General features: G+C 37.2%; 22 protein-coding genes. 11 read left to right on the top strand and 11 right to left on the bottom strand.

Translation table 11 applies throughout. The annotated features are described in order from the left end of the window. Positions 1–138: 138 nt before the first annotated feature. The 4 genes from AC1M86_RS13800 to AC1M86_RS13785 all read left to right on the top strand — a co-directional run bounded on the left by AC1M86_RS13800 (position 139) and on the right by AC1M86_RS13785 (position 2,525). Positions 139–372, top strand: a complete 234-nt coding sequence (locus AC1M86_RS13800) for an SEL1-like repeat protein (protein WP_035266572.1) — start codon at positions 139–141, stop codon at positions 370–372. A gap of 140 nt (positions 373–512) precedes the next feature. Beyond that, positions 513–896: a DUF2750 domain-containing protein gene (locus AC1M86_RS13795; protein WP_481608187.1), complete on the top strand. Its 384-nt coding sequence runs from the start codon at positions 513–515 to the stop codon at positions 894–896. A gap of 87 nt (positions 897–983) precedes the next feature. Further along, on the top strand, positions 984–1,415 hold the full coding sequence (locus tag AC1M86_RS13790; protein WP_035266567.1) for a CBS domain-containing protein: 432 nt from the start codon (positions 984–986) through the stop codon (positions 1,413–1,415). Between the two features lie 174 nt (positions 1,416–1,589). Next, positions 1,590–2,525: a hypothetical protein gene (locus AC1M86_RS13785; RefSeq protein WP_481608186.1), complete on the top strand. Its 936-nt coding sequence runs from the start codon at positions 1,590–1,592 to the stop codon at positions 2,523–2,525. A 35-nt stretch (positions 2,526–2,560) separates the two neighbouring features. Here the strand turns inward: AC1M86_RS13785 and trpB are convergent, their stop codons facing one another. The 9 genes from trpB to AC1M86_RS13740 all read right to left on the bottom strand — a co-directional run bounded on the left by trpB (position 2,561) and on the right by AC1M86_RS13740 (position 10,225). Further along, positions 2,561–3,769: a tryptophan synthase subunit beta gene (gene trpB, locus AC1M86_RS13780; RefSeq protein WP_481595205.1), complete on the bottom strand. Its 1,209-nt coding sequence runs from the start codon at positions 3,767–3,769 to the stop codon at positions 2,561–2,563. A 35-nt stretch (positions 3,770–3,804) separates the two neighbouring features. Further along, positions 3,805–4,992 (bottom strand): vWA domain-containing protein, encoded by a 1,188-nt coding sequence (locus tag AC1M86_RS13775; RefSeq protein ID WP_481608185.1) that lies wholly within the window; start codon positions 4,990–4,992, stop codon positions 3,805–3,807. An 8-nt stretch (positions 4,993–5,000) separates the two neighbouring features. Next, positions 5,001–5,852, bottom strand: coding sequence for an AAA family ATPase (locus AC1M86_RS13770; RefSeq protein WP_092768445.1), 852 nt, complete (start codon positions 5,850–5,852; stop codon positions 5,001–5,003). Positions 5,853–5,881: 29 nt separating this feature from the next. Then, the gene (locus tag AC1M86_RS13765; RefSeq protein WP_481589528.1) at positions 5,882–6,253 is read right to left on the bottom strand and encodes a hypothetical protein; all 372 of its coding nucleotides are present in this window, start codon (positions 6,251–6,253) and stop codon (positions 5,882–5,884) included. A 34-nt stretch (positions 6,254–6,287) separates the two neighbouring features. Then, positions 6,288–6,593 (bottom strand): YcgL domain-containing protein, encoded by a 306-nt coding sequence (locus AC1M86_RS13760; RefSeq protein ID WP_035266558.1) that lies wholly within the window; start codon positions 6,591–6,593, stop codon positions 6,288–6,290. 129 nt (positions 6,594–6,722) lie between these two features. Further along, on the bottom strand, positions 6,723–7,865 hold the full coding sequence (locus tag AC1M86_RS13755) for a ribonuclease D (protein WP_035266550.1): 1,143 nt from the start codon (positions 7,863–7,865) through the stop codon (positions 6,723–6,725). A 209-nt stretch (positions 7,866–8,074) separates the two neighbouring features. After that, the gene (recR, locus tag AC1M86_RS13750) at positions 8,075–8,671 is read right to left on the bottom strand and encodes a recombination mediator RecR (RefSeq protein ID WP_481608184.1); all 597 of its coding nucleotides are present in this window, start codon (positions 8,669–8,671) and stop codon (positions 8,075–8,077) included. A gap of 12 nt (positions 8,672–8,683) precedes the next feature. After that, on the bottom strand, positions 8,684–9,013 hold the full coding sequence (locus AC1M86_RS13745; protein ID WP_035266548.1) for a YbaB/EbfC family nucleoid-associated protein: 330 nt from the start codon (positions 9,011–9,013) through the stop codon (positions 8,684–8,686). Between the two features lie 24 nt (positions 9,014–9,037). After that, positions 9,038–10,225 (bottom strand): O-succinylhomoserine sulfhydrylase, encoded by a 1,188-nt coding sequence (locus AC1M86_RS13740; protein ID WP_481608183.1) that lies wholly within the window; start codon positions 10,223–10,225, stop codon positions 9,038–9,040. Between the two features lie 141 nt (positions 10,226–10,366). On the opposite strand from AC1M86_RS13740, the gene AC1M86_RS13735 reads away from it, so the two are divergent. The 6 genes from AC1M86_RS13735 to ppk1 all read left to right on the top strand — a co-directional run bounded on the left by AC1M86_RS13735 (position 10,367) and on the right by ppk1 (position 16,657). Beyond that, complete coding sequence (locus AC1M86_RS13735) at positions 10,367–11,461, top strand: alpha/beta fold hydrolase (protein ID WP_481608182.1); 1,095 nt, start codon at positions 10,367–10,369, stop codon at positions 11,459–11,461. A gap of 5 nt (positions 11,462–11,466) precedes the next feature. Further along, positions 11,467–12,336 carry an NAD(P)-dependent oxidoreductase gene (locus AC1M86_RS13730; protein ID WP_481608181.1) on the top strand — a complete coding sequence of 290 codons (870 nt, stop codon included), beginning with the start codon at positions 11,467–11,469 and terminating at the stop codon, positions 12,334–12,336. An 83-nt stretch (positions 12,337–12,419) separates the two neighbouring features. Further along, positions 12,420–12,686, top strand: coding sequence for a YARHG domain-containing protein (locus tag AC1M86_RS13725; protein ID WP_035266544.1), 267 nt, complete (start codon positions 12,420–12,422; stop codon positions 12,684–12,686). Between the two features lie 29 nt (positions 12,687–12,715). Next, positions 12,716–13,129 carry an HIT family protein gene (locus AC1M86_RS13720; RefSeq protein ID WP_092768455.1) on the top strand — a complete coding sequence of 138 codons (414 nt, stop codon included), beginning with the start codon at positions 12,716–12,718 and terminating at the stop codon, positions 13,127–13,129. Between the two features lie 220 nt (positions 13,130–13,349). Beyond that, positions 13,350–14,414 (top strand): porin, encoded by a 1,065-nt coding sequence (locus AC1M86_RS13715; protein ID WP_035266542.1) that lies wholly within the window; start codon positions 13,350–13,352, stop codon positions 14,412–14,414. A 176-nt stretch (positions 14,415–14,590) separates the two neighbouring features. Further along, the gene (ppk1, locus tag AC1M86_RS13710; RefSeq protein ID WP_481608180.1) at positions 14,591–16,657 is read left to right on the top strand and encodes a polyphosphate kinase 1; all 2,067 of its coding nucleotides are present in this window, start codon (positions 14,591–14,593) and stop codon (positions 16,655–16,657) included. Positions 16,658–16,667: 10 nt separating this feature from the next. On the opposite strand, the gene ybaK is transcribed toward ppk1, so the two are convergent. Beyond that, the gene (gene ybaK / locus AC1M86_RS13705; protein WP_180028959.1) at positions 16,668–17,138 is read right to left on the bottom strand and encodes a Cys-tRNA(Pro) deacylase; all 471 of its coding nucleotides are present in this window, start codon (positions 17,136–17,138) and stop codon (positions 16,668–16,670) included. Between the two features lie 266 nt (positions 17,139–17,404). On the opposite strand from ybaK, the gene AC1M86_RS13700 reads away from it, so the two are divergent. Continuing rightward, positions 17,405–17,893, top strand: a complete 489-nt coding sequence (locus tag AC1M86_RS13700) for a lytic transglycosylase domain-containing protein (RefSeq protein WP_481596600.1) — start codon at positions 17,405–17,407, stop codon at positions 17,891–17,893. Between the two features lie 26 nt (positions 17,894–17,919). On the opposite strand, the gene AC1M86_RS13695 is transcribed toward AC1M86_RS13700, so the two are convergent. After that, positions 17,920–19,272 carry an MFS transporter gene (locus AC1M86_RS13695; protein WP_481608179.1) on the bottom strand — a complete coding sequence of 451 codons (1,353 nt, stop codon included), beginning with the start codon at positions 19,270–19,272 and terminating at the stop codon, positions 17,920–17,922. Between the last annotated feature and the right edge of the window lie 596 nt (positions 19,273–19,868).

Here is a 19,868-nt window from a genome sequence, read left to right as displayed (position 1 = left end):
AGATTTATCTTGGAAATTTATTTGACAATTAACGCAAATTGTAATATTAGTTTAATATTACTTTGTTATATTCCATTTTGACCTAATTTAGGTCTTTATAACTTTAGTACTAATCATAATTAGAATAAGGAGTTTTATATGATTAAACAATTCTCTCAACAAGACCTCGAACATATGTATTCGAATGCTGTAAATACCATTCAATTTGAAATGAATTTTACAGACGCAGTTTCAGAACTTGAGAATGCAGCACGTGCGGGTCATGGTAAAGCAGCGATGTTTCTAGCTGAACTCTATCTTCAAGGTTTCCGTGTAGAACGTGATTCTTTGAAAGCACAGTATTGGCAAAACATGGCCACAATGCAAGCATAAATAAACGTCACATTAGTGGCGTTTTTTTAGCTCTTTTATTTACATATTTGCTTACCAAACTTTAAATTAATGCAACTAAACTTTAAGAAAAAATCATTAGACTGAACTTATCATCATTGGTAATGAATCATCGAACGATCATGAACACCTTTGTACAGTTGCAACCAAATTCAAAGCATTTTTTACTCAAAATTAATATCCTTAAAACCATGATGTATTGTGGAGTACTGTGGGGACTGTACAATCCAGAACATCAAGGTTGGGCCATTCGATCAATCAATCAAGAACACATATTCCCCTTCTGGCTCAATTCAGTGCAGGCTTTACATTATGCAAAAATTCACTGGCCGCACTATCAGCCTCGAAAAATAACGCCTGATGATTTTAAAAATTCACTACTCCCAACCCTAACGCGACTAAAAGTCACACCTGCCCTGTGCAATCATCGAGATCGCCACTTTAAGCTCACTATTCCACACATGCAGATGCTATTTTTTCAAAATCATTTGAGCCCATCTATTTAGCAGAAAATTCCACTAAAACGATTGTAAAGATTTAAGATTTCAGTTATTAACTTATACATGGACGAATAACCAACAAGAGGAACCTTTATGACAACAGTAGCTCAAGTCCTACAAAATAAAAACAATTCAGAAATCTCTACCATCACACCTGATGCTACGGTTTTAGAAGCAATCACACTAATGGCAACAAAAGGTATTGGTGCCGTTGTTGTCGTACAGGATGAAAGACTTGTTGGAATTTTATCTGAACGGGATTACACGCGTAAAATTGCACTTATGCAACGTACATCTGACTTAACTACAGTCTCAGAAATTATGACTGGTACGGTTTTATCTGTAAGTAAAAGCAACACCGTAGATGAGTGTTTAGATTTAATGACAGAACGTCATATTCGCCATCTGCCAGTATTAGAAGACGATAGACTCGTCGGAATTGTATCTATTGGTGACTTAGTTAAAGCCGCGATGGAAGACCAAAAAGTGTTGATTGAACAACTTCAACAGTATATTTCAGGATAAAGCTAAGCTCCCATCTCGGGGGCTTTTTTGATAATTCAATCATGATCTCAATTTTGAACAATAGATTGAAATTGGTCATCTTTTACAATGATTTTCTTTTATTGAGTCATTGAACTATTTAAACAGCATCAGTAAAGTCATTACATTATGGAATTTATTGCCTAAGGACTGATGATGTATAAAAAGTTATTTTGTTACACCGCTTTATTTGTAACTGCTTCCACTTATGCATCTGAACTTGAACCAACGATAAAGAATCAAATAGAGCTGCTAAAAAAAGCAAAAACATATCAAAAAAAGACACTCATCACGCCTGCATGTAATACCTATGAAAAAGCCTACAAAATGGGATATTTAGGGGCTGATCAAGATATGAAAAATCCAAGAAAAAACAAAGAATTTGTTGAAGCCGCCCTGCAAACTTCTGCCTGTTATACAAATTTGAATTATACAGAACAACCCCAAAAATGGCTCGAAGGCACTGTAACGCTATTTAAGTTAAAAAATTATTTTGCAGTCCCAAACTTAGATGGCCGACTCAAAGAAATTCAAGATGAAATGATGTCGATCGCAGAAGTGCTATATTTCAAAAAAAATGCTGACTATCGCAATCCCTCTTCTGAAGTAACCAATGCCTGTGCTGCATCTGAAATTGGCTTCAAAATTGGTTATTTAGGTGATCCTGATAAAGCTAAAGATCCTGCATTCAATGCAACATACGTACAACATGGTTTATTTCATGCCGCTTGCGTTTCTCTACTTCCATCCAAGGTTAAATCTGAGAATCCAGCATTTACGAGTTATTTGTCTTACGCAATTTTAAAAGAACTTGCCACCAAATATGACAGCAAAAAAGCACACGAACTAAGTGCACCAGCTGATGAAATTATGAAAACCATGGTTCAAGCTCAACAAGCTCAACAAGCTCAACAAGCTCAACAAGCTCAACAAGCTCAACAAGCTCAACAAGCTCAACAAGCTCAACAAGCTCAACAAGCGACTGAAACACTTGCTCAAGATCTTTCAATTGAAACTCCGCTCATTCCTATTGAAATTTCCTCCTTTGAAAATATTCTTACGCCTTTGAATGAAGAACCACCAGAAATGTAATTAAAAAAACCAGCCTAAGCTGGTTTTTTTATGTGTTAATTTAAACCTAATTTTTCTGCCACATAGTCCGAGTCTTTATCACCTCGACCTGATAAATTCACCACAACAATGGTATCTTTGGACAATTGTGGAGCTTCGCGTATCGCCCAAGCAACAGCATGTGAACTTTCTAATGCAGGCACAATCCCTTCAACTCGAGATAGAGTCATGAATGCATTCAGACATTCTTCATCAGTTGCTGTTGAGTACTCAACACGACCAATATCTTTTAAGAAACTGTGTTGAGGCCCCACACCAGGATAATCTAATCCAGAAGCAATTGAATGCACAGGTAATGGCTCGCCATTTTCATCTTCCAGTACATAACACGCCATACCATGAAGTTGACTTGGTTTACCTAAAGTTAGTGTTGCCGAATGTTGATCAGTATCTAAACCATGTCCTGCTGGTTCAACACCAATCAATTTCACACTACCATCATTAAGGAATGCACTGAATGCTCCCATTGCATTTGAGCCACCGCCAACACAAGCAACAATATAATCAGGATATTTGTTAAATCTGTCTTGTGATTGAACTTTAATTTCATCACCGATAATTGCTTGGAAATCACGCACCATTTTAGGAAATGGATGTGGACCAACGACTGATCCGATGGCATAAATAAAGCTATCAGGGTCTTTCAAATACTCTTCGAAAGCACTATCAACAGCATCTTTTAATGTTGCTGTTCCACGAGTGACTGAAATTAGATTCGCACCCAAAATTTTCATTTTCACGACATTTGGATGTTCTTTTTCAATATCAACTTGACCCATATGAATTTCACACGGGATACCAACCAAGGCACAAGCGGTGGCTAATGCGACACCATGTTGACCTGCCCCAGTTTCAGCAATGACTTTTTTCTTGCCCATGTATTTAGCAAGTAAAGCTTCACCCAAACAATGGTTAATTTTATGCGCACCTGTATGGTTCAAATCTTCACGCTTCAGATAAATTTGAGCACCGCCCAATTGTTCTGAAAGTCGTTTGGCATGAAATAAAGGACTTGGACGACCTACATAATGCGCAAACAGCTCTGAAAGCTCATTTTGAAATTCAGGTGTTTTACGAATTTCTTCATAAGCAACATTGATTTGATCCATTGCTGCTTTTAAATGAGGTGGAATGAATTGACCACCATATTCACCAAAAAAACCTTCTTCATTTGGCAATGCCACACCATTGATTTGATAGCTCATATCAAGATCCTTTAGATGAATATAATTTAAAAAAGTTAGCGCGAGAGAAATTTAGTCATATCTTCAATGCCTTTTAAAGTCATTGGATACATATGATCTTCAAATAATTCTTTGATCATTCCTATCGTTTGAGTGTAATGCCAGTAATTCTCAGTTTCAGGATTCAACCAAGCCGTCTTTTCATAATGCTGGCGCAAACGACGCAACCAAATTTCACCCGACTCTTCATTCATGTATTCGACAGAACCACCAGCAGATTTTAATTCGTATGGCGCCATACTTGCATCACCAACAACAATCACTCGATAATCTTTACCATAGGTATTAAATAAATCTAAGGTATTCATTTTTGTCGAAGTACGGCGATGATTGTCTTTCCACACGTAATCATAAAGACAGTTATGGAAATAGAAATATTCTAAAGTCTTAAATTCTGTTTTGGCTGCACTAAACAGTTTTTCACATTGTGCAATATAGGCATCCATAGAACCGCCTACATCGAACAACATCAAAACTTTAATTCGATTACGACGCTCTGGCACCATCTGTACATCAAGAATTCCCTGCTTAGCCGTTTCGCGAATCGTTTGATCTATATCAAGCTCTTCTTCAGCACCTTGACGCGCAAATTTTCTCAGACGACGCAACGCCATTTGCATATGACGTGTTCCCAAAATTTGATCATCATCAAGATTTTGGTATTTACGTTGTTCCCACACTTTTACCGCAGATTTTTTACGTCCCGGCCCTCCAATTCTCACCCCCTCTGGGTGATCACCAAAAGCTCCAAACGGTGAAGTGCCACCAGTGCCAATCATACGATTACCACCTTGGTGTTTTTTATGTTGCTCACGCAAACGCTCTTCCAGCATTTTCATGAGCTCTTCTAAAGAACCTGCTCTTTTTAGTGCTTCACGTTGCTCTGGCGTTAAGTGTTTTTCAAGGAGTTCTAAATCAAACCATTCTTTAGGAAGTTGATTAACTTTACTGAGTAAATCATCTACATCAAAGGTTTGAATGCCCTGAAAATAATCCTTCATAGCACGATCATACTTATCGAAGTAACGCTCATCCTTGACCATGACTGTCTTCACAAGCTGATAAAAATCATCTTGATCTGCAAAAACCAAACCTAGACTAATTGCTTGATTTAAATCAATCAGCTCGCGCGTCGTTACGGGGATTCCGTATTTTCGCAAGGTGTAAAACAGTCTTACGAACATAGTATTACCTATCGACGAGTCATAAATGCGAGGCGCTCAAGTAGCTGCACATCTTGCTCATTTTTGATGAGCGCACCATACAGCGGTGGAATTGCTTTTGACTTATCATGGTTTCTTAAAATATCTTCAGGCATATCATCAGCCATCAATAAGCTTAACCAATCAATTAATTCAGAAGTTGAAGGTGGCTTCTTAAGACCAGGTATTTGGCGAAGCTTAAAGAAGACCTGAAGTGCCTCACTGACCAATGTCGTTGAAATTCTTGGAAAATGAACTGCAATAATTTCACGCATGGTCTGTTCATCTGGGAATTCAATATAATGAAAGAAACAACGGCGTAAAAAAGCATCAGGAAGTTCTTTTTCATTATTTGAAGTGATGATCACAATTGGACGCTGTGTTGCAGTAATTGTTTCACCAGTTTCATAAACAAAGAATGACATTTTGTCTAGTTCATGAAGCAAATCATTTGGGAACTCGATATCTGCTTTATCAATCTCATCAATTAATAAAACGCAACGTTCTTCAGAGGTAAATGCTTCCCACAATTTACCTGGTTTAATATAGTTTTTAATATCATAAACACGCTCATCACCCAATTGACTATCGCGTAATCTTGAAACGGCATCGTATTCATAAAGACCTTGTTGAGCCTTCGTCGTTGATTTGATATGCCAAGTAATCAGTTTTAAACCCAGGCTATCAGCAACTTGTTCAGCCAATAATGTTTTACCTGTACCTGGCTCACCCTTCACTAAAAGAGGCTTTTGCAACGCTCGAGCGGCCTTCACAGCAAGCTTGAGACTATCTGTGGCGATATATTGATCTGTACCCGTAAATTGATGTGCATCAACAGACATAATGAAACCTTATTTTTTTATTTGGATAATTAAAGTGGTGGTGTCTTCACTGACGATGTGTGTCTCAGATTCTTTTGTTTAGAAGCGTACTTAGTCCAGAAATAACCTGCCAATAACCCTAAAGCAATAACAAAGGCAATCAATGAGAAATTAGACCAGATCAAAGGTGAATCTTTTGTTAATACCCCAAAGATCAAACCAAAAGTTGCAGGTGCTAAGGCGGAATTAGGACCTTCAGAAATCGTTGGTGTTGCCAAAATAGCAAACACAAAAATCCAAGTCACTCCACCTAAAGGTGAAGGTAGGCGTTTCGCTATGCCGTACCAACACCACAGAATAATCAAAGTTCCGAGAATATAGACGGTAATTGCAATGTTATATTCTGGAATTGAATCCAACATTGAAACAAACTGATCCCATCCTCCAACTTGATTATCACGCACCGCGTAGTCCCTCTGGCTCTACAGCATTAGGATTGATCAATCCTTCAGGCGGCAATTGTAAAAAGAATCCTTTCGTCTGAATTGAATCCATCACATGTAAAACATTTGCACGCGCTAATTTGCGTTCTGCATGTAATTCCAGTGACATCACAAATGTCGCTCGGCCAAATGCATTTTTCATTGCATCAGATAATACTGATAACGGATCAACAGCTTCTTGGTTTTCCGCTTGTTCAGGACGCGCAACGTAAATATACATTTCGTCTTTCTTACTAGATTTGTAGATTTCACACCACATGATTCAAACAACACCTTTTAAACTCAAAGCAAAGCATACATCAAAAAAAACGGCGAAACATTAGCGTTTGTTAACGCATCAGTCTAGTTTAGGATGACTGGTAATTCTTTAATCAAATTTTGAGAGAAGTCATTCATTGACTTTCATTTGCATACTCAAATATTGTGCATCTTTATGAAGCAACTCAATTAATGGCTTCGTCAGTAAATCATAACGCCAACCGAGTAAATATTGAGGTAAGTCTTGTTCATCGCCATGAAAAACCACATGCTGATATAAAGCCCCGAGCCATTTTTTTCGCATTAACACTTCTTTGGGGATCACCAACTCTTCTGCAAGATTACCAATCATGTTATCAACATCATGGGTAATATCTTTAGATGAATGTTTAATTGGTCGAGCAATTCGTAATGGCCATTCTTCCATTGGGGGCAGCAACGCAATAATATCCAAAATCGTTTTACCGTGCTCACGAACCACATTCGGACGAATATTTTTAACTTGGGATAATTGAAATGTATTTTTTGGATTTTTTTCCACCAAATCAATCATAGTGGCATTTTTCAGAATAAAACTTCGAGGCTGATTTAAAGCCTTCACCATTTCTTCACGCCAAACACTGAGCAATTGTAGCTGCATTAACTGCTTTCGAGAGTGTCTATAATTTCCGACATCTTCGTATAGTTTCTCTTTCGGCGTTTCTGTCGCAATCTCAAGCGTAAGGCTCTTACAATCCTCTAGTACATACTGATAATGCCCTTTTTTCTCTAATTCATTTTTTAGCGCATCGGCTAAATTCATAATATATAAGACATCATTCGCTGCGTATGCTTTTTGCTCTTCAGTTAAAGGACGTGCAAGCCAATCTGAACGTGTTTGATCTTTATCAATTTCTATATTTAAAATTTCTTTGAGAGCATTTTGATAACTGACCTGTAATCCGTGTCCGAGAAAAGACAAAGCCACCTGAGTATCAAATACATTATTAAGATGATTGCCTTTTGAATAATGGTAAATCAGATCAATATCTTCACCACAAGCATGGAAAATATTTTGCTTTGCAGCAAAAACTTTAGGCCAGAAACTCGAAAAATCTAGACGTGTACCGTCTAATAAAAACACCTGATCTGCGACATTGATTTGCAAGACACCCAATTTTGGCCATAGTGTATCAACTTTGATAAATTCAGTATCTAAACCATAAACATCTTGTTGACTCATTAGTGTCAAAACATGCTCGAGTTCTTTTTGCTCTTGGATAAATTGAAACATCATAAAAAACAATGTGCTAGATTGGTATCGAGATGTATTTTAGCTTAAATTATCAATTTTAAATATAAATTTTCAATTAAAGCGTCAAGCAAATCTATGTATACACTGTAAATAGTTATAAAACATGAAAAATTTAATATTTTTTTTGACTAAAAAACTATTCCGAAAAGTGATATTTCTCTAATCAAAAAAATAAGCACAATTTGTGCTTATTTCATTTGCATACGATTATGAACTGCTTGGCTTAAGGTGTGACTATCGACATACTCAAGCTCACCCCCTTGTGGTACACCTTGAGCAATACGTGTCATTTTGATATTCAAATGACGTGTAGCTTCTACCAAATAATGTGCCGTAGCCTGTCCTTCAACCGTTGCATTGGTAGCGAGAATAACCTCTGCTACCTGACCTTCAGCTAAGCGTTGAACTAATGCAGGTATGCCAACCTCTTCAGGCCCTATACCATCTAAAGGAGATAAATGCCCCCCCAATACATGATATTTGCCTCTGAAACTTCCACTTTGCTCAATTGCCATCACGTCTGCAGGAGATTCAACCACACAGAGCAAGGTATCATCTCGGTCTTGCGACAGACAAATGTCACACACCTCATTCTCAGTCAATGAGTGGCAAATTGAACATTCATGGATATGATCAGCGGCATCGCTAAGTGCTTCAGATAATTCCAAAGCACCTTGCTTATTCTTCATGATCAAATGCAACGCCATGCGCTGAGCCGACTTAGGCCCAACGCTTGGTAAAATTCGCAGTGCTTGGACGAGTTGGTCAAACCGTTCGCTGAACACTCGGCAATATCCTTAAAATAAACCTGACAAGCCAGGAGGTAATCCCATACCACTATTTGCAGACTTCATTGTTTCTTCTGAAATCGCTTCGGCTTGGCGTGCAGCATCATTCATAGCAGCTGCAATCAAATCCTCAATCATATCTGGATCGTCTTGAAGTAATTCTGGATTGATTTCAATGCGTTTTACCACATTACGGCAAGTCATTGTCACTTTTACCAAACCACCACCAGCTTCAGCATGCACTTCTTTCTGTGCAAGCTCTTCTTTCGCTTTCTTGATATTGGACTCTACTTCCTTTTGCATGCGCTGTGCTTGTTGCATAAGCATGTTAATGTTCATTTGTATACTCCGAACAAATTTAAATTAGACTAAATCAAGACCACGTTGAATGTCTGCAATAATATCATCAACGTCTTCCAAACCTACTGAAAGACGAATTAAACCTTCTGCAATGCCAGCTGCAGCCTTCGCTTCATCAGACAATTTACCATGAGTAGTCGTTGCAGGATGAGTAATCGTTGATTTTGCATCCCCAAGATTCCCAGTAATAGAAATAAATTGAGTGTGATCAATCACTTTCCAAGCAGCTTCTCGCCCACCTTTTACCACGAATGAAACGATACCACCAAAACCTTTTTGTTGCTGTTTAGCCAAATCATGACCTACATGATCCGTTAAGCCAGCAAAGAATACTTTCTCGATTTTATCGTGCTGATGAAGCCACTCAGCAATCTTTTGTGCACTTTCAGAATGAGCCTTCATACGTAGACGAAGCGTTTCCAAACCTTTTAGGAAAACCCAAGCATTGAACGGACTCATAGAAGGCCCAGTTGTACGAACGTAGCCAAAAACTTCTTCAAGTAATTGATGATTACCTACGACAGCACCACCCAACGCACGACCTTGACCATCTAGATATTTTGTCGCTGAATAGACAACTAGATCCGCGCCCAATTTTAATGGTTGTTGTAGCACTGGCGTACAGAAACTATTATCAATTGCGAGTAAAGCATCATTTTCATGCGCGATATCTGCTAATGCGCGAATATCAGCAATTTCCGATAATGGATTTGACGGAGATTCTACAAATAGTAGTTTAGTTTCTGGTTTGATCGCAGCTTTCCAAGCATCTAAATCTGTTAAATCAACAAAATTGACAGTCACACCAAACTTAGAAATGTATTTTTCAAATAAGGCCACGGTTGAACCAAATACTGCTCGAGAACATACAACATGATCACCAGCCTTTAAGAATGACATCGCCACCGCCATGATCGCAGCCATACCCGTACTTGTTGCCACTGCACGTTCAGCACCTTCCATTGCAGCCAATCTTTTTTCAAACATTGCAACTGTTGGGTTTGTAAAGCGAGAATAAATATTACCGGGCTCTTTCCCAGAGAATTTAGCTGCTGCTTCTGCTGCATTTGCATATACAAATGAAGAAGTTAGAAACATCGGCTCAGCATGCTCACCTTCAAAACTGCGCGTATGACCTGTACGAAGTGCTAATGTATCAAGTTGGTATTCAATGTCGTCTTGCTGGCTCATTGCTCTAAATCAGTCCTAAAAACTGCCTTTGTGAATAATTGCCAACATTTTGAGCGCCCAAAGCATTTAAGGTCAAGGTAAAATATATAAATATCGCTTAGACTTCGTTCAAATCACATGCTTATGAGATCTTCAACCTTCATGGAACATTTAAAAACTAACTGGCGTTCTAAACAAAGCAAGTTAAAAAATTTAGGGACACGCATTTTTTACGGTAAATCTTTGGTTTTATCTCAAGCAACGCCGTATGAAGTGATAGGTACTCATAAATCGAGTAAAATTCGATATTACGCATCTGAAAATAAAAAATATGTTGAGCCATTGGTCTTTGTCGCGCCTTTAGCGATCAAGATGGATATTTATGATCTTTATCCATACCGTTCTCTTATCAAATATTATACAGAGCAAGGTTTTGATGTGTATTTATTGGATTGGGGACACTTTAGCTATAAAGATCGCGATCTCAACTTTTTAGGTTTTATTGATGATGCAATCCCGAATTGTATCGATCAAATTCGTACACACGCTAAATGTGATCAAATTTCTTTACATGGCTGGAGTATGGCGGGAATATTTGTTCTGTTGTACACAGCGCTCAGACAGCCGAACCATGTAAAAAATCTAATCGTTTTAGGTAGTCCAATTGATAGCTTTGCTTCAGGTAGTATCGGAAAGCTATATGCTAAGATGAATCGCTATCTTGAAAGAACTCGTCTACTCAAACATAAAGTTTATAACGGTCGTATTCCTAAGCGCCTCATTCACTCCCCAGGTATTTTAAATGCAATTGGATTTAAAATTTTAGATCCAAAAGGTTGGTATGAAGGCCATAAACAATTATTACTGAATCTTGATGATAAAAAACTTTTGCATGAACATGCCACTTTAGGTTATTTCCTCAATCATATGATTGATTATCCTGCTGGGGTAAACCAAGATATGTTATTCAATGTCTGGTTAAGAAATCCGCTAAAAAATGGTTATATCGAACTTCAAGATAAGAAAATCGAATTAAAAAATATAGACTGCTCTCTTATGATTGGCGCGGGTTCAAGCGATCAAATGGTCACAGCTGATGCTGTTAGACCATTGACTGAATTGACAAATAGTCGTGATGTCACGTTTACTCTTATTCCTGGTGGGCATTTAGGTTTAATGTCGAGTCAAAAAAGTGCCGATCAATTTTGGCCTGAACTTGCTCACTGGTTAGCAGAGCGTTCAACACAAATAGAGTAAAGAAAATGACGACAGTTGCATTTGTTGGATTAGGCGCAATGGGTTACCGTATGGCAGCTCATTTACCCAAACACTATGAATCAGTTTTGGTATGGAATCGAAATTTCGAGAAAGCCAAACAACATGCAACTGAATATCAAACACAAGCTGTATCACTTCAAGAAGCTGCCCAAGCTGATATCATTTTTAGTTGCTTACCAACGAGTCAGCAAGTCAATGAGATCATTCATCAAGTCGACATAAAATCTGGATCAATTTGGGTAGACTGTACCAGTGGCGTGCCTGATGCAGCTAAAGCACAACAAGCTTTTTTAAAATCAAAAGGTGTATATTTTCTAGATGCGCCGGTTAGCGGACAAACTATTGGTGCTGAAAATGCGACTTTAACCTTCATGGTTGGTGGTGAAAAAGCGGCTTTTGAAGCTGCATTACCAGCAATGCAAGCCATGGGTAAACTGATTAAGCATGTAGGAGACTCAGGATCTGGTTTTGCTGTGAAAGCAGTGAACAACATGCTCTTGGCTGTTCACTTATGTGCCGCTGCTGAAGGTTTTACTGCACTTAAAGCACATGGTGTGGATTTAAATGAAGCTTTAGAGTGCATCAATGCTTCAAGTGGTAAAAGTGGTGTGACTGAAAATGTATTGCCTCAACGGGTATTAAATCGAAGTTTTCCAAATACTTTTGCCTTACCGTTACTGAGCAAAGACACTGGTATCGCAGTAGACCTCATTCATCAAGCAAAATTATCCGCACCTGTCATTACGCTTACTCAAAGTCTAATTGGTGCTGCTAATGCAATAGCTGAACCTAATAGTGATTTTTCGACAGCAGTTAAAATGTACGAATCATGGAGCAAAATTACCTTAGAATAAATTTTCGCCATTGAATTCACATATAAAGCCCATATAATTGAAATGTGACAATATCAAATGTCCATTTCTAAATGAGGATACTCATGAATAAGTTTTTATTAGGTTTAATTACTGCTGTATCTGTTTCAGCTGGGGTTAATGCTTTTGCCGACACTACAAAAGAGTGTGAAAAACTTAAAGATGATTACAACATCATCTATGCATCAAAAGGCTTCTGTTTTAAAGATCCAGATACTAAGGCAAAGTTCGGCAATGAAAATTGCAATACAACTAAACCTAAGTTCTCAGAAAAAGAGCAACAAAAGCTTGACTCCATTAAGCAACGTCAGAAAGAATTGAACTGTAAATAATTCAATCTAATTACATTCTGGGAATAGTTATGGCTTACGATGATCAAAATATTTTTGCAAGAATTTTACGTGGTGAACTTCCTGCAATTAAAGTGTATGAGGATGAGCAAGTTCTTGCATTTATGGACATTATGCCTCAAGCAGATGGTCATACTTTAGTCATCCCTAAATCCCCTGCCGTAACTTTACTCGACTTGGACCCAAACACTGCAGCGTACACGATTCAAATCGTTCAAAAAATTGCAAAAGCGATTGAAACAGCATTAGATGCAAAAGGTATAGTTTTGATGCAGTTATCTGGTGCTGCAGCTGGGCAAACCGTGCCTCATGTTCACTTCCATCTTATTCCAAGTTCAATTCATGAACTGGGTAAACACGCAGCACAAATGGGTGATCAAGAACGTATCAAGGCTTTGGCTGAGAAGATTAAAGCTGCTTTATAACACATGCTTATAAAATTAAGGAGCTTTGGCTCCTTTTTTTGTTTTTATTGTTTTTAATTACTACAACTTGTTTCAATCCATTTTAATGATAATGAAATAAATTCTTAATATTACTGACTTATTTGTAATGAATACTTAGCACCAATAGAGAACAGTAGTTACAAAAAAACTACTGATCATGATTATTAGGACAAAAAATCAGTCTTTACTGGAGCTAGAAATGAAAAAAACACTTTGCGCATTAGCAGTTGGGGCAACACTTATTACACCAGCAATCGCAATGGCAGCTGACGTTAAAATTTATGGTCGCGCACATGTTTCATTAGATTACCTTGATGATGGTAAAGATTATAATGAAGTAGGTCTATCATCTAACTCATCTCGTCTAGGCTTTAAAGCTGAACAAAAATTAGAAAATGGCATGACTGTTTTTGGCCAAATCGAACAACAAATTAACTTTACAAGTGGTAACACTGATGGTGGTACTGAATTTTCAACTCGTGATACTTTCGTTGGTTTGAAAGGTAACTTTGGTCAAGTAAAAGTTGGTCGTTTCGACACACCCTTTAAAGCAGCTCGTTCTCCAGTAAATTATTTCGGTGATCAAGTTGGTGATTTACGTAACGTGACTCGTGTAAGTGATCAACGTTTCGATGAACGTAATGAAAATACCATTGAATATAAATCTCCTAAATTCGGAAATGGTTTTAATGTTGCTGCTGCATTATCACTACACTCTGGAACTACCATCGATAAACAAGAGAATGGTCAAGCTGAAAAAGACAACAAAGCGTACGATCTTGCTTTGACCTACAAAGAAGGCCCTATCGATTTTGCTATTGCATATGCGATGTATGAAGAGAATGCAACGAATGCTCGTGCTAGTTCTGATCGTGATGCATTACGTATCGCTGGCGCCTACAAACTTACTGACAGCTTAAATCTTGGCGCATTCTATCAAATGGCTAAAGTTGATGGTCAGGACAATCGTGATTCAGATGTGTATGGTGTAGCTGCAGACTATAAATTAACACCAAAAACTACAGTTCGTGGTCAAGTTTTTCAACGTAGTGTAGATGCTGATGAAAGAGACTCAACTCTATTAGCATTAGGTGTTGAGCATCGTTTAGACAAAGCTGTGCGTGTCTATGCCAATTTAGCAACTGTACTTAATGATGAAAATGTTAATTTAAATCCATGGTCTCAAGCAAGAACGAATAATGTTGCAGGCGCCAACGGTGAAAATTCTACAGGTCTCTCACTTGGCTTCCGCTACGACTTCTAAATTAGAAAGGACAAAAAAAGCACACTTCAAAAGTGTGCTTTTTTATTGAAATAAAATAAATCCAATAACTTATATATATCGTATATATAGCAACCAATGTAATATTACTGTCACACATCAAACGTACCATCGCTGCAAGGTCTTTCCTGACGGCTCAAAAAGCAATAATTGGTACTATGCACTCTTTTGAAAACTTTCAACACAATTCAGACACTTACATTAATCGCGAACTTTCATTATTAGAATTCCATAAACGAGTTTTAGCTCAAGCTAAAGACCCTCACCACCCCTTATTAGAGCGACTAAATTTTTTAATCATCTTTTCTCGGAATTTAGATGAGTTTTTTGAAATACGCGTTGCTGGACTTTTAAAACAGATCGAATTAAATCAAATAACTACTGCGCCTGATGCTATTCCCAATGAAATTATTTTAGAACAAATATCTAAAACAACGCATCATGCGGTTCAAGAACAATATCAGATACTTAATAACGAGCTCATTCCTCAACTTAAATCTTATGGTATCGAATTTATCCAATATCATGGAATTTTAGATAAATATACTGAATGGATTCAAAACTACTTCAGTAAATTTATTCAACCAGTAATCACGCCCATCAGTTTAGACCCTGCCCATCCTTTTCCCCGTTTAGTCAATAAGAGCCTTAATTTTATTGTCACGCTTGAAGGTAAAGATGCTTTTGGTCGTCAGATTGAGCTCGCGATCGTACCTGCACCGAGAACTTTGCCAAGGGCGGTCAAAATTCCTGATGACTTATGCGAAGGTAAGCAACATTACATCCTGTTGTCGGCTATTCTGCAACAACATATCAATGACTTATTTCCAGGAATGAAGGCGACAGGATGCTACCAATTCCGTGTTACACGCAATGCTGACTTAAATTTAGCTGACGATGTAGACGATCTGGCAGTTGCTCTTAAAGATGAACTTTCTTCGCGAAGATTTGGACGTGAAGTTCGACTTGAAATTGATCACAATTGCCCAGAAACGATTAACCAATATCTACTTGAACAATTTTCTTTAGAACCTTCACAACTCTATCGTGTTCAAGGTCCTGTAAATTTAGCTCGATTATCTTCAGATTTTGATTGTCCAGATTTGAAGTTTAAACCCTATCAACCCGTGATACCGAAGATATTGAGACAATCAAAAAGTATATTTGATGTATTAAAACAACGTGATGTCCTTTTACATCATCCTTTTGACTCATTTTCACCCGTCATCAACCTGTTAAAAGAGGCTGCAAAAGACCCTAATGTCTTGGCAATTAAGCAAACTCTTTATCGCAGCGGACCAGATTCAGAGATCGTTCAGGTCTTAGCAGAAGCAGCACGAAATGGTAAAGAAGTTACTGCGATTATTGAATTACGTGCTAGATTCGATGAAGAATCCAATATCATGGTCGCCAACCTCCTACAAGAAGCTGGAGCTGTTGTTGTGTATGGCATCGTGGGCTATAAAACTCACGCTAAAATGATTCTGGTTGTTCGTAGAGAAGCAGATCATCTGAAACGGTATGTTCATTTGGGAACTGGCAATTATCATGCTGGTAATGCAAAAATGTATACCGATTACGGTCTTCTGACCACTGATGATGACATTTGTGAAGATGTCCATAAAATCTTTCAAGAATTGACAGGTATGGGAAAAATGGCAAAGCCTAAAAAGCTGTTCCATGCACCTTTTACCTTGCATGAACAGCTTTTAAAACTCATTGCCAATGAAATCCACCATGCTAAGTCTGGTCATAAAGCGCATATTATTATCAAAGTTAACGCTTTAACTGAACCTAAATTAATCGCGGCACTTTATCAAGCGTCAAATGCAGGTGTTCAAATCGATCTGATCATTCGTTCCATCTGTTCATTAAGACCTCAAGTACGACAGTTATCAGAAAATATCCGCGTCAGATCCATTGTAGGACGTTTTTTAGAACACACACGGGTCTACTATTTTCTAGATCAAGGCAATGAGAAATTATATTGTTCAAGTGCAGACTGGATGGGACGTAATTTATTTTCAAGAGTAGAAACTTGTTTTCCGATTGAAGATAAAAAACTAAAGAAAACGATTATTAAAGATGGTCTACTGAATTATCTGAACGATAATCAACGTGCTTGGGAATTAGATCAAGAACATCAATGGAACAAGGTATGCCCAACTGATGATCAAGAAATTTTTATCGCTCAAGAATATCTAACCAATCTACGTCAAATGTAGTGATCAAACATTAAGTGTGATCCACAATGTCCTTAAATTGAGCATCTAATACTTGGGCCAATGATTGAGGATCTAATCCGATATCTAGCCCTCGTTTTCCACCACTCACGTACACCTTTTTAAGAGAACTTGCCGATTGGTGAATGACTGTATTAAGTCGCTTTTTTTGAGCAATTGGACTAATCCCACCCACTAAGTAACCGGTCAGACGCTCAGCCACTTTCGGATCAGCCATTTTAAGTTTTTTACAACTGAAAGCATTCGCCGCCTTTTTTAAATTAAGTTGATGGTCCACTGGTAAAATTGTCACAAAATAATTGACATCATCTGTCACTAGAAGTGTCTTAAAAACTTCATGTACAGATAAACCCAATTTTTGAGCTGCTTCTAAACCAAAACTTTCAGCATTAGGATCATGCTCATATTCATGAACAGAATAATCTATCTTTTTGTTTTTTAGAAATTTACAAGCTGGCGTCATGATGATTTCAGGCATTTAATAATGGCATTATTATAAGAAAATATTGAATCAATTTTAAAGTTTTTCTGATCTATTTATCTTACTCATCAATATATTGCAAAACTACAACACTCCAATTTATCTAGGGCTTGACCCCAATCACCAGCTTACTTATGATTTTTGCAAATTGAATTTGTACGGTTACTATTTTGCTTTTTTTACAACGTTTACAATCAAATCCCCCATCCTTTACTTTCCTTAAATATAGTTTAGTTCTATCATCGTGTATCGTGTTTGTCGGTTGCTCATCTTTAGGTGGTGGTTCAGTACAAAAACGCGCCGCAAAACTTTCAACAGGTATTCAAAAGGCATACTCTGTACACCCAGACACCGCAAATAGGGTTTCACCACTAATTGTGCAAAGTGCGCAACAATTTGATGTCGACCCCCTGTTAATGGCCGCTCTTATTCGACAAGAATCGAGTTATCGAAATTATGCAGTATCACCAGCAGGTGCTGTAGGTCTTACCCAAATTATCCCTAGATATTGGCAACAATCTTGTCCAGGTGACCTTTTTCAAGAAAATATTAATATACATTGTGGGACTTTTATCCTATCAAAATATAATCAATCTGCTGGTAGCTGGAAAAAAGCACTGGCCTATTACAACGTTGGACCTACTGGATACAACACAAATCGAAAAATGAAAAAACAAGGTAAACGTTATGCCAAACAGGTTAAAGAGCATCAAAAAATTTTAAAATCACATTTATAAAAAAAGCCTCTTATGAGGCTTTTATTCTACTGTGTAATTGAAGATGCGATTTTTATTTTTTCAGGAACTGTTTCAATCACTTTTGTCCTTTTAATACAGAACACGGCTATTGCACCAATTACTGCTGGTATAGCAACGGCAATGAAATTCCATTTGTGCGGCAATTCCATTCCTAAAAGAATACCAATGACAATGGGGCCGACAATTGCACCTATACGCCCTACTGCTGAAGCCCAACCAATCCCAGTTGAACGTACAGCAATTGGATAAGATTGCGCTACATAGCTATATATTAAAATACTTGTACCAATTGATGCTGCACCAGCCAATGCCACAAGTAGATAAATAACCATTGGCGGCGAATTGAAACTTAATCCAAATAAAGCAAAAGCTCCAATTACAAACATCGTAATCACTACAGGTTTGAGATGAAATTTGTCTGCTAGAATTCCACCACCAATAGTACCGATGACAGCGCCAATATTTAATGAAAGTAAAAACGTTAAACTACTTCCTAAAGAATAACCTGCAGCCATCATTAACTTTGGTAACCAACTTCCTAATGCGTATGTCATTAAAAGACACATAAAAAAGCAGCACCAAAATAACAACGTCGTTGTCGCTCTATTATCAGTAAAAAGAGATTTAACCGATGCATCAGGTAGTTTAATCTCGTTTAGAACCAAATGAGTTGTAGAATTAACATTTAAATCTGCGTTGATCTTATTAATAATTCCTGAGGCAGGTTCATAATTTTTTTGTTTCACTAAAAATGTTAGTGATTCAGGCATATACTTCCATATAAACGGTAATACTAATAATGGAATTCCTGCAATAAAGAACATAATCTGCCAACCAAATTCAGGTGTAAATCTTACACCCAATAAAGCCGCCATAATTCCGCCAACTGCATAGCCACTAAACATAATCGTAACTAAGGTACTTCTCAATTTTTGTGGTGCATATTCAGAAGTTAAAGTTACTAAATTTGGCAAAACACCGCCTATACCAAGTCCAGCAATAAATCTTAAAATTCCAAATTCTGTTGGATTACTTGCGAATCCTCCTAAAAAAGTAAAACCACTGAACAAGGTTACACAAATTAAAATAACTTTTTTTCGACCAATTTTATCTGCCAACATACCAAAAAGCATCGCACCAAACATCATTCCCGCTAGCGCTGTGCTCGCTAATAACCCAGCTTGGACAGAAGTCATACCCCACTCTTGCATAAGAAGTGGCAACGTTACGCCATTAATTGCTAAATCATAACCGTCAAAAATTACGATAAATAAACACCATAATACGATTGATAAATGAAAGGGTTTAAATTTTGCATTATCAATTACAGCATTCACATTCATTGTCTGCGCTGTCATTTTTATCTCACCTCCAATTGTGAGTATTTTTAAAATAATGAACCTAGATTCATATTTTATATAAATGCAATAAATTAGGATTTTTGTCTATACAACTTTCTAGTGGACTATTCATTTAATAGATTGATTAATAATTCAATTGGCATAAAAAATCATGAAAATTCAAGTTTTAAGAGTTTTATATTTATTCTTAGTTACTAAGAATGAATTCTTATATAACCTTTCGACTGAAATCTTGATTTTTAATACTCAATCTGCAAATTAGGATTGGCATTTTATTTAATAGTCAACTTTGATGCTCTTTGTAAATAAAAATTTCATTGTAAATCATTCATTTTTTGAACCATTCATTATTGTTTATTATTTAGCTTTTCAACTAATTAGTTGGGTTGTTTTTATGATATTAGCCTTATCACTAAGGCATTTATTCTTTAGCATAAATTAACTGATTGGAGCTTCTTATTTAAGTTAAAAGGATTTAATTATTTTCAAATTCAATTTTTATATATAAAAAAACACCCCCTTCTATTGAAGGGGGTGTTTAGAATAATGAGCTGGCGATGACTTACTCTCACATGGGTAACCCCACACTACCA

It is taken from the genome of Acinetobacter sp. ANC_7654 (assembly GCF_056779855.1).
This window is presented reverse-complemented; position numbering and strand designations above follow the sequence as displayed.